The following is a 16,485-nucleotide window of genomic DNA, read 5'->3' on the forward strand; positions in this document are numbered from 1 at the left end:
TTTATAATGGGTTGCAAAATATTTAGCTGATTGCTTTTTTTAGTTTTTTGAAAAATATTTCTTCTCTGTTGGCAATATCAAAAAGGTCGTCAGCAATAGTGTTGTAGACATCTTCTTTGGCACTTCTGTTTTTGTAAATTCGGGAAGCTTCTACTGCAAAATCACGCCAGGAATCTCCAATTTGGGTCATTTCTTTAGAAAGCACCTTTAATTCCTCATTATTTAAAATAACGGAAGCCTCCTGTAAAAAAGCAGCATAAATAAAACGAAAACCTCCACCTCCGGTTCCAATTTCTTCCTGCATCCGAACCATTTGTGCCAGATAATGATTGGCTTTTCTGATACCATGTTTTGCAGGCCATTTTCTGATTCGTCCTGATACAAATTTAATTCCGCGTACGCCAACAATTGGCATTGGTGCCAGCATATCACGACAAGTATTTTTGATTCCTTTAATGATGGCACTTTTCAAATCAACAGACGCAGGGATATTAATTGGATAATACATTTGTCCTCTGGGAGCAAATGCACCTTTTGCAAAACGCACTTTATCCAATTCGTCATGTGTTAATGTGGTAACGGTTTCCATCACGGGATCACTGATTAAATAATCGGTTTTGGTTTTGCCGTAAACGACTAAATTGTGAGCGTTGAAATGAAAGCGGTATTCATCAGGAAAATAACTTAAATGATAAACACCGACTTGTAATCCGGTTGGAATATTATTTTTTAAATTCGCATCCAATGCAGCATTTGCATTAGCAACGGATGAGAATTTTTGCCTTTTTATTTTAAGATTTAAACGGTTTGCAACTTTATTAAAAATCTGTCCCGGTAAAGTTCTGTAACTTATTGCAGGTGCATGATTTACTTTTATAAAAGGCAGATACACGAAAAAAAGGCCAGACCCAATACCAAAAACCATCGGTTCGCTGATGTTCAGTCCGTTGTTTTTTAACAAATTCGAAGCCACTCCATTCTCACAATGAGCAGATTGATGATGTGTAAAATTAGTTTGCATTAGTCTGTTTGATATTTTTTAATTCGGCTATTGAAATTTCAAAAGCGTCTGCATATTTCTGTAAAATTTTATCGTTTAATTTGGCAAAAATTGCAGGCTTAAAATGCCTTTTTACACGCCATTTCCACATGCCAACATAGCCTGCAAGTATCGTAAGATCCATTTTGTTAAGTTCCATATAATAACAAATTGGACTTATTTCTCCCATTTGAACTTTTAATCTTGCTTCTTCTGCTCTTTCCTTTATGTCGTCAATAGCATTAGAAAGTGCAATTGCTTTAGGCTCCCAGCCTGTGCTCAGTGCAGTCGTATAGTTGCCATTTTCGTCGATGGCGTATACCAGTTCTTTTAAGTTTTTCTTGCTTAAATTACTATCGTGCTGAGGTACATTTTCTTTTTCCATGACAGTTTTTCTTTTCAATTAGAATTATGTTATCGTCGAAATTGTTTTTTGTATGAACAAGTTAATTTCACATTCTAAAAGTATTTTGTCGTCGAGTAAGCTTTCGCAGCTCATCGTACATAAAGTATAATCATCGCCAACAAATTTTGAAACCAAATTTGCCTTGGTTCTAATGGTGTCATTAACTTTTGGCAACGAATGTATTTTCAGGTTTTTTAAAGCGCTGATAAAACCAATGACATTTATGTTTTCATTTTCTGTTCCATCCTTGTCAAAAAAATATTTTTTGCCAACAATTGAAGAACAGGTTTGCGCTGTATTTTCGATTAACCCCGCTTCAATAAAAATGCCGTTATTAATAAAAATATTGTCTTCTTTTATCAAAAATATTGTTTCTACAAAGTTGGCATCCAAATTCAAAATTAAGTCAACCATTAGCATTGGCGCCCGGTGCGGTAAGTAATTTTGGATGTCTATTACAGTTTCCATTCCGTTGTATTATTTAGCCAAAACGGTTTTCATTTGCCCTTTTGCAATTTCTTCTCCATTCAGGGTAGTTACAATATTCACTAAAGTGATTCCTGCAAATTCCTGTAAAATTGTTACTGTTGATTGAATATTATTGTTTACCTGAGGTAATTTCTTAATTTCAATTTCTTTGATAGATCCAATATAACCTGTTGGTGCATTTTCATTTTTTAAAAAAAACTGATATCCTGTATGCAGAGCTACAGACTGCGCCATATGTTCAATTAAACCTGCTTCCAAAAAAGTATTATCATCAATAAAAATATTATCTTTTTGAATATCTAAACCTGAGATTAATGAAGTTTCAGTAAACGAATACATTTTGTCTACCATTACAAAAGGAAATTTTTGTGGTAATAAATTCTCTACAGCATTTTTTTCTAAAAGTAAAGTTGTTTTCATTAGCAAACTGTTAAATACGCATAGGCAAACGAAAATCTTCCACTTTCCGGAACCGATAATAAAATATGGTCTCCTTTTTTTAATTTTCCTGAATTCATCAATTCTTCAAGAGCGATGTAAATGGAGGCAGAACCAACGTTACCAACTCTCAGAAGATTCATAAACCATTTTTCCTCCGTAATTACAATTCCTTTTTCGTCCAAGCCTTTTTTAAGTCCTTCTACAAAGAAATTGGAAGAAACATGCGGTAAAAAATAATCAACTTGTTCTGCTGTAACATTATTTTTTGCCATCGCATCGCTCATACTTTCTACACCTTTTGGTAAAATAAATTCATCTAGTAATTTTACATCCTGTTTAACAGCAAATACAGATTCGTTTAACCATTGTTCAGGGGTAAAGTCGCTCCAGGGTTTTATTTCCCCATTTTCTAATTTATCACCACCGGCATACATACACGTTTCCAGTTCGAATGCATATGAATAGGATTCCATCCATTCAATTTTCAATGAAACAGAGCCTTCTCTGGGTTTGTTTTCTAATAAAAAAGCACCGGCTCCATCAGACAGCATCCAGCGTAAAAAATCTTTTTTGAAAGCAATAATTGGCTGTTCTTCAAGATTTTTTAAATTGATAATTTCGTGATTGTATTTTTGGGCAGCAAGCCATGTCGAAACTTTTTCAGACCCTGTACAGATTGCATTTTTAGAATTCCCAGATTTTATTGAAAGAAAACCGTATTTTAATGCATTCATTCCGGAGCAGCAGATACCGGTAGAAGAATTTAACTCAACTGATTTGTTTTTGAGCAGGCCATGAACCATAGCTGCATGGGAAGGTGCAAGAACATCAGGTGATGAAGTGCCACAAGAAAGTACTTCCAAATCCTGAGGTGTAAAATTTTCATCAAACAATTGTACAACAGCATTTCGGGTTAACTCTGTATTATTATGTGTGCTCTTTCCATTTTTATCAATGGCATAATAGCGACTCGAGATTTTATTATTGCGTAAAATAATACGTCTTGCTTTTGAGGCAGTATCATTTATAAGTCCTAAATAATTTTCCATTTCATCATTCGAAACGGCTTCATTTGGCAAATATTTTGCAGCTTTGGTAATATATACTTCAGACATAATTTAAATTAGTATTCTGAACTCCTTGATAATATTGAGTTTCTCTTTTTATAGTTTTTAGTTTAAACGGATAAGTAATAATGTGCAATATATATACTATTGGTGAGATTAACCATATAGCTAAGAATAAATAAATATAAAATATTTTGAGAAGTTGTTTTCTGTTTTTTTGATTTTTATAAATGAATTTGGACCATTTATTAAAAATTTTATTTGCAGTTTTATCAACCGTAATTAAATAAGGACTAATTCTGACACCATCAAGAGCTACCAATTTTGGCTGTAAGTTGGTTAAATTATTTTGATTAAATTCTGAAAGTATCGCTTCTCCAAATTTTGTTGACTCCTGAATATCTTTTTCAGAAACTCCGGGTAACGGAAAGAATCCTAAATATTTTTTCTTTACACCGGAAAACATCCATTCGACAATAGTAATTACACTAATTAAATTTCCAACACGATCTACCAAAGCTATATTTCCTACTAATTGAGCATTTGCCTGCTGTAATAAAACTTTAATTTTTTCCTGAGCCATAATCCACATATTTCGGGAACCGTTAATAGTAATTACAGGAGTGTTATTTAAGATTTTTTTGGCTTCATTACTCTTTAAAAAAGAATTGATTGGGATTGAAGGTGATAAATACCAAACCTGATAATGCAAAAGAACCAAATCAAATTTTGTATTTAATATTTCTTCAGGAATAGGTTTAAGTGCTGTTGGAATTTGCATAAATGATTCCGGAAAAGCATCAAAAAAAGAAGTTTTATCCCAGGGAAACGGAAATGGTTTTTCCAATTGTATTTCATGAAAAGCAACTTTTATTTCTTCGGAATTTAAAAATGGTTTTGCAATGTTTTTTGCAATAGATTCTAATTGTCCGGACTGTGAATAATAAATAACGAGAACATTTTTCATTAGGCTGGCTGCTTTGGTAGAAGGCAAAAGTAAGTATTTTTTTTAAACGAATTTTCGTATTTTATCAGTTCGTTTGGTATGAACCCAATCCGGCCAGGTGGATTTGTCTTCGGCATCATAAATGCGTATTTTTTGATTAGCATCTTCAATCAGTAAATCATCTGAAGTACATTTTAAAATAGAGGCTGCTGCCGAAACTCCGGAATACGTTGCTCCGGTAACGCCGTGTGACAATGTACAGGCACCACAAAGGTGTAAGTTTTCTATTTCGGATTTGTTTTTAAATGAGAATGGACCAACCTGATTTAAAGTTTTTTCTGTGCCGTACACATTTCCATTAGTCGAATTAATATAAAATTCATTTGTTTTTGGAGTTCCTAATTCAGCCTGAATAACATGTTTTTTGGCATCAGGAATAATTTTCTCCACATTATTCATTAATTTTTTGATGACTTTTTCTTTAAACGCAATATATTCCTCATTGTGATAGTCTCCAGTATCTGAAAAATTTGGGATATGCTCGTAATTGACATAGGTTACAATTTCGAAATTATGATAGCGTCCGTTAAAACTTGGCGGATCTTTAAGCGTTGTACAGCTCATAAACAAGGCAGGGAAAGAATTTCCGTCTGCAATAGTATCACTCATTAAATCATCAAAATTAGCATCGTCATTTTCATCCTTCATCACCCATATGTTTCCGGAATCAATTCCGTAGCGTGTTACATCTATATCCAATGTCAAAAATAAAATTAGGGACGTAACTGAATATTTTGTTTTTTGAAGTTTTTTAAGAAGCGAATTGCTCAGATGCTCTTTGCCAATTAAATTTAGATACGTAATCGACGGATCAGCATTTGAAATAATATTTTTTGCAAAAATCTGGTGGCCATTTTCTAATTGTACGCCAATTGCTTTATTATTTTCGATTATTATTTTCTTTACATTTTGGCTAATTCTCACTTCGCCCCCATGTTTTTTTATTCCGTTTGTCATGGCTTTTACGATGCCGCCGCCGCCGCCCATTGGATAAAATCCACCATCAAAATAATGACTCATTACCGAACAATGTACAGGAAAGCAGGCTCTGTTTGGGGAAAGCCCGTGATCGCCGCATTGAATGTTAAGAACAGCTTTCAGCACAGAATCCTTAATGTGCCAGCCAATCACTTTTTTTAATGGGAATAAAGCAAATTTACCAAAATGTTTAGTTCGAAAAGGAACTGTTATTTTCTGCCACCAGCCTTTTAATTTTGGAATTAACTGAAGCTCATAACTTACTCTTTCAACTAAAGAAAGATATTCGTTGATGTTTTTTTCTTCAGACGGAAAATGTGCAGAAAGTGTTTCTTTAAGGTTATTGATTCCTGCTGGCAAATCGAAAGTTTCATCACCAATTATACAATGCTCGAAAGCATTTTTATTCATTCTGAAAAACACCATATCATTGGCAATTCCGAGACCCCGATAAAGTTTGTCTGTTGATTGCCCATCATCCAGAAGTCCAACATAATGAACGCCAGGACTAAAACGCTGACCGTTTAAAGTGAAGCTATGACTCCATCCGCCGGGAACATAATGTTGTTCGAGAACTAAAACTTTTTGTCCTGCCCTTGCCAGACAAATTGCAGTTGCTAAACCACCAACACCAGAACCAATGATAACCGAGTCAAATTCTTCCATACGCTATATTAAGTTTACTAAAGTATGAAAAAACAATAGCTGTTAATTTAATTAGGGATTTATTCTTTGTTATTATTCCAGAAATCGAAATAATTAAACCATTGCAGGGGATATTTCTGCAGTATATTTTCAACACTTTCGATATAAGCTTTTAATAGTCCTTTTTCGTCACGATGTTTTACGGCTGCTTCTCTTGCATATAGATGATAATGTAAATGGGGTTCTTTCATTACATATACAAAAACTACCGGCACCTTTAATCGTGAGGCAATTAAAAAAGGACCTGCAGGAAAGTTTGCTTCCTGTCCCAGAATTTTTTCAGAAAGCGATTTTGTGCCTTCAAAATAACGATCGCCTGTAAAACAAACTAATTCATTATTTGCTAAAGCAGCATTAATCTCAAAAATATGAGATAAATCGTCTTTGATAATAATAAATTTTACCGTTGGTTTTTGTGTGACTGTTTCCAGATATTTTTTAATATCTGAATGCTCTAAATCGGTAGTAACTAAATTAATTTGAAAATCAATATCAATGTCACCTAGAAAATGTTCGGCAATTTCAAAATTTCCAACGTGAGCACTAATAAGAACCCCTCCTTTTTTCTCTGCCAATAGATTTGTTAGAATTTCGATTCCGTCAAATTCATAGGTGAATTTATTTCTCATTCCTGCAGAAATAGAAATTTTATCAATGATGGTCTGACCAAAAGTGTAATAACTTTTGAAAACCATTTTTTTAGATTTGAAATTGGAATACCCTAATCTTTGATTGAAATAATAAAAAATCGCTTTATTGCTTTTCTTTAGGAATAAAAAATAATAAGATGCAACAAAATAAAGTAATACATATGCGGCTTTAATACCTGCTTTTTGTATTAAAAAAACGAATATCCTATAGCCTAAAACAGTTCCTTTCGATTTGCCATCCCATTGACTCATTAAGCAACTTTAACTTTTAGTTTAGTTTCGATAAGGTCATAAAAATTCTCAAAAGTAGCAATTCCGACAAAATCCACTTCAACCAGTTTTACACCAAAATTAGCTTCAATAGAAACTACCAAGTCTACATAATCCAAACTGTCAAGTCCAAGTGTATCTTTTAAATTGGCATCCGGTTGGATTTCATCATTGTCAACTTCAAATTCATCAACCAAAAAACCATTAATTTTTTTTATAATCTCTTCTTTATTCATCACTTCATTTAAACTTTTTAACTACCAATGCAGAATTGGTTCCTCCAAATCCGAAGGAATTGGACAAAAATATGTCAAATTTTTTATTTAACGTACTTTTAACTAAATTTAATTTTGCAGAATCGGCATCCGGGTTTTCTAAATTGATGTTTGGCGCAATAAAATCATGCTGCATCATTATAATAGAATAGATTACTTCGCTTGCTCCTGCCATCCAACATTCGTGGCCTGTCATTGATTTTGTAGAACTTACATACGGATTTTTCTCACCAAAAACCTCAAAAATCGCTTTGGCTTCATTTTCGTCGCCAACCGGAGTTGAAGTTGCATGAGCATTTATATAATCAATATCAGTTGCTTTCAATTGTGCATCATCAAGTGCTCTTTGCATCGCAGTTGACGGTCCTTCGACATTAGGAGTTGAAATATGACCTCCGTTTGATGAAAATCCATAACCTGCAACTTCGGCAATAATAGTGGCGCCACGTGCTATAGCAGAGTCATAACTTTCTAAAATTAAGGTTGCGCCTCCGCCACTCGGAATTAAACCATCGCGGCCAGCATCAAAAGGTCTTGAAGCTTTTGTGGGTTCATTTTCTCTTGATCCGAAAACGCCTAAACCATCAAAACTGCTCATTGCATATTTGTTGATTTCCTGTGCACCACCGCAAATAATAATATCCTGAAAGCCGCTTTTTATTAAAAAATATGCTAATCCAATAGAATGTGAGCCGCTTGCACAAGCAGCACTTATGGTAAGATTGATTCCTCTAAGTTTAAATATAGTAGATAAATTCATTGTTACCGTAGAATTCATCGATTTAAAAATTGCTCCTGAACCTATTAAAGCAGTATCTTTTTTCTCGCGAACAATATCGGTAGCGTCAATAATAGCTTTTGAGACACTATCATTTCCATACATGATTCCAACTTCCCGGGTATCAAAAAAAGAATCGTCGATATTGGCATTTTTTAGGGCTTCGATAGTCGCCATATACGCATACTCGGTTTCTTCACCAATACTCATTCGTTGTCTGCGGGTTAGTGAATTCTTTAAATCAGGTTTTGGAACCATTCCTGTTAAGGCAGACTGAAAACCAAATTCTTTTCGTTCAGCATCAAACTGAATACCGGATTTTCCGTTGTATAAAGATTCCTTTACTTCATCTAAAGAAGTTCCGATACAGGAATAAATTCCCATTCCAGTAATTACAACTCTCTTATTCATCGTCTTTCAAGTAATTTTTTATCCGTTAAGTGTATTTTTTTTAATACATAGATTCATATAGTTTTTGTAAATTCAAAAAAGGCGTTTCACTTATTTGAAATAAACATACCTAACTATGTAAAGAAATATATTCTTTTAGTTCTCTTTTTACACATAAAAATCTATGTTTCTATGTGTTAAATGTTTTTAAGAATATATTCCTCCGTTTATGTTGATAATTTCTCCTGTGATGTAGCTTGCTTTTTTCGAAATCAAAAAACTTACTAAATCTGCCACTTCTTCAGCTTCGCCAAAACGATTTACCGGAATTAATTTTAATAATTCTTTTTCGTCTAATTGGCTTGTCATATCAGTTCTGATAAAACCCGGTGCAACTGCATTTACAGTAATATTACGTTTTGCAACTTCCTGTGCCAATGCTTTTGTTGCGGCAACAATAGCGCCTTTTGCAGCTGAATAATTAGTTTGGCCCGCTGTTCCTTTTACGCCGGATACAGAAACCATATTTACAATTCGTCCATATTTATTGCGAAGCATTTTTTGAATAAAAAACTGTGTCACATTAAAGAAACCGTTCAAACTTGTATTCACGACCCCACTCCAGTCTTCAGGCGTCATCCACATAAACAGACCGTCTTTTGTAATTCCGGCGTTGTTGACAATAGCTTCAACAATGGCTTCAGGATTAGCTTCCTCCCATTGGGTTAAAGCTTTTTGTACTTCTTCAAAACTCGAAACATCAAATCCTAAAATTTCTCCTGTTGCTCCTAATTTCTGTATTTCCTGAAGCGTCTCTTCCGCCGCAGTTTTGTTCGAATGATAATTAATCAGAATATGATAGTTGGCTTCAACCGCTAATTTTTTACAAACAGCACTTCCAATTCCTCTTGAACCACCCGTTACTAATACACATTTCATATATTAAAAATAGTTTTTTTATTATTTTTGAAAAAGCTCGGCATTTTCAAACCATTGGTTACCTAATACAGTTCCGTCTGGTTTAAGAAATCCCCATTTCTTTTCGTTTTTTACTCTTGCAACACCATTAATAAATCCTTTTTCCTGTTCTGTAAACAGGGCTACAATACCATTTGAAGTGATACCATATTGCGTTGGAATTACCAATTTTCCTTTCTCGTTAATAAATCCCCAATTACTTTCTTTTATCGGAGCTAATCCGTTTGTGCTGAAAACTTCAGCATCATTATAAGTTGGCGGAATTACAAAATCTCCTTTTAAATTAATATATCCCCATTTTGAACCAACAAGAACAGGAGCTAAATTTTTTGAGAAAGCTTTTGCTTTATCATATATAGGCAGAATTATCCAATTTCCTTTTAAATCGATAAAACCAATTTTTCCGTTTTTTCTCGCATAGGTTAAATCCTGTGTTCCAAAATCCCAGATTTTATCAGCACCATCTACCGTAATAAATTTCCCTGCAACAACCAGTCCAAAACTCTCTCCTTTTTTTGCCCAGGCTGTAGTTTTGTAATAATTGCCAATTTCCTGATAAGCAATCTCTACTACAACTTTTCCGGCTGTATTGATGATTCCCCAATTGTCATTGTTTTTTACTCTGGCAAAACCATTTTCGAATGATTTGATCATATCATATTTTGGCTCTAAAACAACGGTCATTTTTGGGTTTATTAATCCAATTTTATTTCCTTGTTTTATGAATGCCACACCATTTTCAAAATCAAATACTTTTTCAGAATTTGGTGCAGTCTGAACCTGTCCTTTAGCATTTATGTATACCCATTTTTTATCTTTGGATACTACGCAAATTCCGCTGTTGAAATATTTTACATTATCAAAAGCAGCCGGAATTACCCATGTACCTTTCATATCTATAAAACCCCATTTTCCATTATCTTCTACAGCTGCAAGGCCTTCGGAGAAATTTTTGGCGTTTTTATATTTTGGTTCTATACGAAAAGTTCCTTCTTTAGTAAGGTATCCGTATTTACCGTCTTTTTTAACTAATGCCAGTTCTTGAACCGAAGTCTGACTATTAACAAATTGAATAAACAATAACAACAAAAAAAGTAATGTTTTTTTCATAGCTTAAGGTTCAGATTAAAATATGACGTTTAATTATTTATAAGATGATCTTTTACTTGTTGAACAAACGGATACATCACCTGGTCTTCTTTAAATACAGGGATTATTTTTCTAACATCATCATACCATTTTTTAGTTACCGATGAGATTTTATCTTTTTGACCTAAATAATCAATTGCCTGAACAATTGTGATCATTTCTATACTTAATACTTCAAACGCATTTTCGATTACTTTTGAGGTAATTACGGCAGCATTTGTTCCCATACTTACGATATCCTGATTATCATTATTGTTCGGGATACTGTGAACATACATTGGGTTTGACAGCATTTGGCTTTCAGCAGTTGTTGAGGTTGCTGTAAACTGAACGCCCTGCATTCCGAAATTGAATCCCAGTGTTCCTAAATTGACAAATGGAGGAAGGATTTCATTGATTTTTGAATTCAGTAAATAATTCAATTGACGTTCTGCCAACATTGTTAATTTGGTAATAACAATTTTTAATTTATCCATTTCAAGCGAAATATAATCGCCATGGAAATTACCTCCGTGATAAACATGTTTGTTTTTTACGTCGATAATTGGATTATCATTTGCCGAGTTAAATTCGTCTTCTAAAATTGAAGCTACATTATTTATAGTTTCCAAAACAGGGCCTAAAATTTGAGGCACACAACGCAACGAATAATACTCCTGAACTTTTTCTTTGAAAATTTCCTCAGTATTCTCTCCTGAATATAAATGGTCTTCTCTTTTACGGATCAAAGTACTGTCTGAAAGATTTTGTCTCATTCTCGCAGCAACTTCCTGCTGTCCCTTATGACGTTTGGTTTGGTTTAATTCTTCAGAGAAATGATCGTCATACGCCTGAACCAATTCGTTTATGGCACAAGAGCATTTTAAAGACCAATCTAATAATTTATTGGCATGATGCACATTTACCACTCCAATTCCAGTCATTACAGAAGTTCCGTTAATTAATGCCAGACCTTCTCTGATTTCTACCTGAATCGGTTTTAGGCCTTCGATTTCGAAAACTTCCTGGGTAGGTCTTCTGTCTCCTTTATAAAAAACTTCTCCTTCACCAATTAAAACTAAGGCTAAATGGGCTAATTGTACTAAATCCCCACTTGCCCCAACACCTCCATGTTCAAAAATTAAAGGCGTAATGTCTCTGTTGATGAGTTCTGCCATTAAGTGGATTACAGATGAATGAACACCGGAATTTCCTAATGACAATGAGTTTAAACGGGCTAATATTGCAGCTTTTGCGCAAACAGGGCTCAAAGGTTTTCCTGTCCCTGAAGAGTGGCTTCGGATTAAATTATATTGTAGTTGAATCTGGTCGGATTCCTTGATACGGTATTGAGCCATTGGGCCAAAGCCCGTGTTTACTCCGTAAATTACTTTATTTCCTGAAAATTCTTTCAGAAAATTAAAGCTTTCATTAATTCTATTTAAAACAATATCGCTGACAACAACTTTATTATTTCCAAAAATAATAGACTCAAATTCTGCTAAACTTAAATATTCATTAATTGTATTCATTAAATCGGTTTTGATTGTGCTAATTTAATTTTATTTATCAAAATAAATGTGGTTATTTTGATGAAGGCAAATGTAGGTTAATAATTGATAACATTTTTAATATGATAAAGGAGTTTGTTGATGTTCTAATAATAGGTGCAGGACCTTCCGGATGTGTTTCAGCATCTTATCTTCACAAGAACAATGTTAAGATAAAAGTGGTGGAAAAAACAAAATTTCCAAGATTGGTTGTAGGCGAAAGCCTTATTCCGCGAGTGATGGACCATTTTGCAGAAGCTGAACTTTTTGAATGTCTCGATGCAATGAATTTTGAAAAAAAGCTCGGGGCCCGTTTTATCAGAGGGGAAGAAATTTGTGTTTTCGACTTTAGTAAAAAGTTTGGTGAAGGATGGGATTGGACCTGGCAGGTACCGCGTGCGGATTTTGATAATACTATGGCACAGGAAGTTATCAGGAAAGGAATTGATCTGGAATTTGAATCGGAAGTTTTGGAAGTTTCCTTTGAAGGGAAAAATTCTAAAACCATCGTAAAGGATAAGGATGGTAATCTAAAAGAAATTCATGCTAAATTTATTATTGATTCCAGTGGCTACGGACGTGTATTGCCAAGGCTTCTAGATCTTGATACTCCATCAAAATTAGACCCTCATTCATCGATATTTGCACATGTAAAAGATATCAACAGACCGGAAGGCGAGGAAGGAACTATGATTTCTTTTGATATTTTAGAAACCGAAGTATGGTTGTGGGTAATTCCTTTTTCAAATGGCAATACAAGTTTAGGAGTTGTGGGTCCAACAGATTTTATCAATTCACTTTCAGAAAATAAAGATAATGCCGAGGCTTTAAAAAATGCTATTCAGCTTTCCGATTATTATATAAAAAGATTTAAGGGAACGGAGTTTTTATTCAATCCTGTAAAATTGGAAAATTATTCAAGAGCTGTAAAAAGAATGTATGGAGATGGTTTTGCTTTGACAGGAAACAGTTCAGAGTTTTTAGATCCTGTTTTTTCATCCGGAGTTGCTTTTGCTACAGAATCAGGAATGCTGGCAGCAAAATTATATCTTAAGGAATCGAAGGGAGTTGAAGTTGACTGGGAAGTTGAATTTACAGGATACATGAAACGCGGAATTGCTGTTTTTACCACTTATGTGAAAGAATGGTATACCGGAAACTTGCAGACATTATTTTTTCATCAGCCTGAAAATCCGGATGTAAAAGAAAAAATATGTTCGGTTTTGGCAGGTTATGTCTGGAATGAGGAAAATCCATTCGTAAAAAAACATGACAATGTGATTAAGAATATGGCTTATCTGATAGAAATGGAAAACCAAAATAAAAAAAGCCCTAATTAATTAGGGCTTTTGCTTATATTTATTTTTTTATTTATATGCCTTTTTCAGCAGTAATTTAGCCAGTGATTTTGCAGTTTTGGCATATCCTTCTCCAATTCTGGATTCATTACTGAAATTATTTCCCCATTGATCTCCCGGAGCTTCTTCACTTGAAACTTCTAATAATACATTTGATTTGTTAGCTGTTTCAACAAACTTTAAATTTGTAGTAACTTTAGCAGGCTGTTTCATCATTGCGATATCCCAACCCGGATATAACCAAACAGTTTTTACTATTAAAGTATAAGGAGTAGTTAATCCTTCCTGAAAACTAACATCTTTTTTTTCTTTAACCATAATAACGTTCATTAATTCTAAAAACTTTGGTGTCCAGATTAATTCTTTAGAGGATTCCCATTTCTTTTTCCAAATATTTCCGTTTCCTTTTGATTTTTCATTTAATTCGGCTGTTCTTTCTTCAACATATTGTGCCTCTGTTTTTTTGTCTTTCATCATAGTAAAATCACTATAATCAAATTCTACGTTGATTTCTTTTTGATCTTTTAAAAAATCAAATTTTCCACTTACGACATTCATGTCCTGAGCAAATGTAAGCCCTGTAAAGAATAATAATGCAAATACTGTTTTTTTCATAAAGAATTAGGTTTAAGTTAAAATTCAAAAGTAAGTTTTTTATTTAATTTTTAAAGGATTAAATTTCATTCCGGTTTGTTTATTTTTCAGCCTCAAAAAATACCGTTTTTCTTTGATTATTAAGGTATTTCGAAAATTTTATCCATTAAAATCCATTTTTCGCCAGCTTTTGCCCAAGGTAATGCTTGTTGAAATTGCCACATCAAAGTCTCCCATTCCTGAACCTTTGCATTATTTTTATCCATCAGCGATTTTTTTTCAAATGTAAAATCTGCATCGGCTTCTATAATCATAAACAATCTGTTTCCTGTACAATAAATATCTAAAACAGTAATTCCTGAATTTTTAATGCTGTCAATTATTTCAGGCCATACTTTTTCATGTAACTTTTTATATTCCTGAATTAAGGTTTCGTCTTCTTTTAAATCCAAAGCAAGACAGAATTTTTTTTTAATCATTTTTGAAAATTATAATGGATGATTTTTAATATTTAAGCTTCGGCTTCTAAGCTGGAATTAGTGCTAAGTAAAAAACAACCTTATGAATAGGAATTAAAAGTAGAAATAATTTTGTTATATTGAGAATATTAACGTCTAAAATTTAACTTCCATTTCCAAAAGCATATTACACTAATCCGTAATTTTGTATTATGTATGCTTTAGTTGATTGTAATAATTTTTATGCTTCCTGTGAACGTGTTTTTCAGCCGAAATACATTGGAAAACCTGTGGCTATATTATCCAACAATGATGGCTGTGTGATTTCCAGAAGTAATGAGGCCAAAGCAGTTGGAGTTCCCATGGGCGTACCGGCGTTCAAGATCAGGGAATTGGTAAAAGAAAAAAATGTCAAATTATTTTCATCCAATTATCCGCTGTATGGTGATTTGAGTAATCGGGTTATGGCAATTTTAGGTCAATTTACTCCTAACGTAGAAATTTACAGTATAGATGAAGCTTTTCTTAATTTTGGTGGTTTAGACATTTTGGATTTTCAGGATTACGGGTTTCAGATGAAAAATCGTGTACAGAAATGGGTAGGAATTCCGGTTTGTATTGGCTTTGCACCAACTAAGGCATTATCAAAAGTAGCTAATAAAATTGCAAAGGAATTTCAATACAGAACCAACGGCGTTTATGTGATTGATACGGAAGAAAAACGTCTCAAAGCTTTAAAATGGACAAAGATTGAAGATGTTTGGGGTATAGGCTATCGGACTAAAAAAAAGGCTAAGCTTCAAAATATTGTTACAGCCCTGGATTTTACAGCACCTCAGCATGAAGCATGGATTAAGAAAGAAATGGGGATTATTGGCCTTCGTCTGAAATATGAATTAGAAGGCAAATCGGTTTTAGATTTAGAGCCTGTTGCAGATCAAAGAAAAAGTATTGCGATTACCAGAAGTTTTCCAAAACAAATATCCGATTTTGATTTACTCCGGGAACGTATTGCTACTTTTGCTGCGGTTTGTGCGGAAAAATTACGAAAGCAAAATTCCTGCTGCCATACCATTATTGTAATGTTGATTGTAGATAAACATTTGGTTAAAACATCCAAATATTATTTTAATATGGCACTAACGCTGCCTTATGCAAGTAACTCTACTTTGACAATTTCGAATGCAGCTATAGAACTGCTGAAGAAATTACACAAAGGAAATGAAGGAATCAGATTTAAAAAAGCGGGTGTTGTCGTGACCGAATTGATTGATGAAGATAAAAAGCAATTTCAGTTGTTTGATGAGGAAAATCCAAAACATCTGGCTTTAATGAAAGTGATGGACAAATTGAATCATAAAATAGGGGATGCAAAAGTAAAGCTGGCAACACAAAACCTGAAGCTGACCTGGAATATGAATCAGAATCATCTGTCGCCTAAATATACTACTGATTTTCAAAAAATACTTGAAATAGAATGTCTGTAAAAAAAGAACAAAAACTTACTTTTTTTCAGCCTGATTTCGAAAGTGGAATTAGGATTCCTTATATAAATGAGGGAGTTTCGGCTGGTTTTCCATCGCCGGCTGCCGATTTTATGGAAACAAGCATTGACCTGAATAAAGAGCTGAGCGAAAATCCTCTCGCTACTTTTTACATCCGGGTCAAAGGTAATTCTATGATTGATGCCGGTATAAATGATAAGGATGTATTGGTAGTTGATAGAAGCTTGGAGCCTCAAAACAATAAAATTGCAATTTGTTTTATTGATGGCGAATTTACCGTAAAACGCATTCAGGTCGAAAAAGACTGTTTATATCTTATGCCTGAAAACCCGGATTACAAACCCATAAAAGTGACCGAAGAAAACCAATTAATTATTTGGGGAATGGTTACTTATGTTATAAAAAAAGTGTGAAACTAAT

Annotated in this window: 18 protein-coding genes; 3 read left to right on the plus strand and 15 right to left on the minus strand. The window is 33.7% G+C overall.

Translation table 11 applies throughout. The annotated features are described in order from the left end of the window. Positions 1-22 precede the first annotated feature (22 nt). The 13 genes from darH to flxA all read right to left on the minus strand — a co-directional run bounded on the left by darH (position 23) and on the right by flxA (position 12,132). A complete protein-coding gene (darH, locus tag ACEN92_RS15060; protein ID WP_495639169.1) occupies positions 23-1,021 on the minus strand; it encodes a BtrH-related acyltransferase DarH in 999 nt (332 codons plus the stop codon). Next, complete coding sequence (gene DarG, locus ACEN92_RS15065) at positions 1,011-1,424, minus strand: flexirubin biosynthesis protein DarG (RefSeq protein ID WP_495639170.1); 414 nt, start codon at positions 1,422-1,424, stop codon at positions 1,011-1,013. Before DarG ends, darH begins: the two co-directional genes overlap by 11 nt. Positions 1,425-1,448: 24 nt before the next feature. Then, a complete protein-coding gene (locus ACEN92_RS15070) occupies positions 1,449-1,913 on the minus strand; it encodes a hotdog family protein (protein WP_495639171.1) in 465 nt (154 codons plus the stop codon). 9 nt (positions 1,914-1,922) lie between these two features. Next, positions 1,923-2,354 (minus strand): hotdog family protein, encoded by a 432-nt coding sequence (locus ACEN92_RS15075; protein ID WP_495639172.1) that lies wholly within the window; start codon positions 2,352-2,354, stop codon positions 1,923-1,925. Further along, positions 2,354-3,490 (minus strand): dialkylresorcinol biosynthesis protein DarB, encoded by a 1,137-nt coding sequence (darB, locus tag ACEN92_RS15080; RefSeq protein ID WP_495639173.1) that lies wholly within the window; start codon positions 3,488-3,490, stop codon positions 2,354-2,356. The genes ACEN92_RS15075 and darB overlap by 1 nt, the downstream gene beginning before the upstream one ends. Then, a complete protein-coding gene (locus tag ACEN92_RS15085; RefSeq protein ID WP_495639174.1) occupies positions 3,483-4,409 on the minus strand; it encodes an NADPH-dependent FMN reductase family protein in 927 nt (308 codons plus the stop codon). The genes darB and ACEN92_RS15085 overlap by 8 nt, the downstream gene beginning before the upstream one ends. A gap of 42 nt (positions 4,410-4,451) precedes the next feature. Next, positions 4,452-6,092, minus strand: a complete 1,641-nt coding sequence (locus ACEN92_RS15090) for a phytoene desaturase family protein (RefSeq protein WP_495639175.1) — start codon at positions 6,090-6,092, stop codon at positions 4,452-4,454. Positions 6,093-6,151: 59 nt separating this feature from the next. Beyond that, positions 6,152-7,033 carry a lysophospholipid acyltransferase family protein gene (locus ACEN92_RS15095; protein ID WP_495639176.1) on the minus strand — a complete coding sequence of 294 codons (882 nt, stop codon included), beginning with the start codon at positions 7,031-7,033 and terminating at the stop codon, positions 6,152-6,154. After that, entirely contained in the window at positions 7,033-7,287 is a 255-nt protein-coding gene (locus ACEN92_RS15100; protein WP_495639177.1) for an acyl carrier protein, read from the minus strand. The genes ACEN92_RS15095 and ACEN92_RS15100 overlap by 1 nt, the downstream gene beginning before the upstream one ends. A 4-nt stretch (positions 7,288-7,291) precedes the next feature. Beyond that, complete coding sequence (locus ACEN92_RS15105) at positions 7,292-8,515, minus strand: beta-ketoacyl-[acyl-carrier-protein] synthase family protein (protein ID WP_495639178.1); 1,224 nt, start codon at positions 8,513-8,515, stop codon at positions 7,292-7,294. 186 nt (positions 8,516-8,701) lie between these two features. Further along, positions 8,702-9,433, minus strand: a complete 732-nt coding sequence (gene flxB, locus ACEN92_RS15110) for a flexirubin biosynthesis SDR family reductase FlxB (RefSeq protein ID WP_495639179.1) — start codon at positions 9,431-9,433, stop codon at positions 8,702-8,704. Positions 9,434-9,454: 21 nt separating this feature from the next. Further along, on the minus strand, positions 9,455-10,582 hold the full coding sequence (locus tag ACEN92_RS15115) for a WG repeat-containing protein (protein WP_495639180.1): 1,128 nt from the start codon (positions 10,580-10,582) through the stop codon (positions 9,455-9,457). A 29-nt stretch (positions 10,583-10,611) separates the two neighbouring features. Beyond that, on the minus strand, positions 10,612-12,132 hold the full coding sequence (gene flxA, locus ACEN92_RS15120; RefSeq protein ID WP_495639181.1) for a flexirubin biosynthesis tyrosine ammonia-lyase FlxA: 1,521 nt from the start codon (positions 12,130-12,132) through the stop codon (positions 10,612-10,614). A 101-nt stretch (positions 12,133-12,233) separates the two neighbouring features. Here flxA and ACEN92_RS15125 point away from each other — a divergent pair, with 101 nt between their 5' ends. Then, positions 12,234-13,490 (plus strand): NAD(P)/FAD-dependent oxidoreductase, encoded by a 1,257-nt coding sequence (locus ACEN92_RS15125; RefSeq protein ID WP_495639182.1) that lies wholly within the window; start codon positions 12,234-12,236, stop codon positions 13,488-13,490. Positions 13,491-13,517: 27 nt separating this feature from the next. On the opposite strand, the gene ACEN92_RS15130 is transcribed toward ACEN92_RS15125, so the two are convergent. Next, entirely contained in the window at positions 13,518-14,123 is a 606-nt protein-coding gene (locus tag ACEN92_RS15130) for a hypothetical protein (RefSeq protein ID WP_495639183.1), read from the minus strand. A gap of 119 nt (positions 14,124-14,242) precedes the next feature. Continuing rightward, positions 14,243-14,581 carry an L-rhamnose mutarotase gene (locus ACEN92_RS15135; RefSeq protein ID WP_495639184.1) on the minus strand — a complete coding sequence of 113 codons (339 nt, stop codon included), beginning with the start codon at positions 14,579-14,581 and terminating at the stop codon, positions 14,243-14,245. 191 nt (positions 14,582-14,772) lie between these two features. Here ACEN92_RS15135 and ACEN92_RS15140 point away from each other — a divergent pair, with 191 nt between their 5' ends. Both ACEN92_RS15140 and ACEN92_RS15145 read left to right on the plus strand, forming a co-directional pair. Next, entirely contained in the window at positions 14,773-16,047 is a 1,275-nt protein-coding gene (locus ACEN92_RS15140; RefSeq protein ID WP_495639185.1) for a Y-family DNA polymerase, read from the plus strand. Further along, the gene (locus ACEN92_RS15145; RefSeq protein WP_495639186.1) at positions 16,038-16,478 is read left to right on the plus strand and encodes a LexA family protein; all 441 of its coding nucleotides are present in this window, start codon (positions 16,038-16,040) and stop codon (positions 16,476-16,478) included. Before ACEN92_RS15140 ends, ACEN92_RS15145 begins: the two co-directional genes overlap by 10 nt. Positions 16,479-16,485: the final 7 nt, after the last annotated feature.

The organism is Flavobacterium sp. Flavsp81 (genome assembly GCF_059491325.1).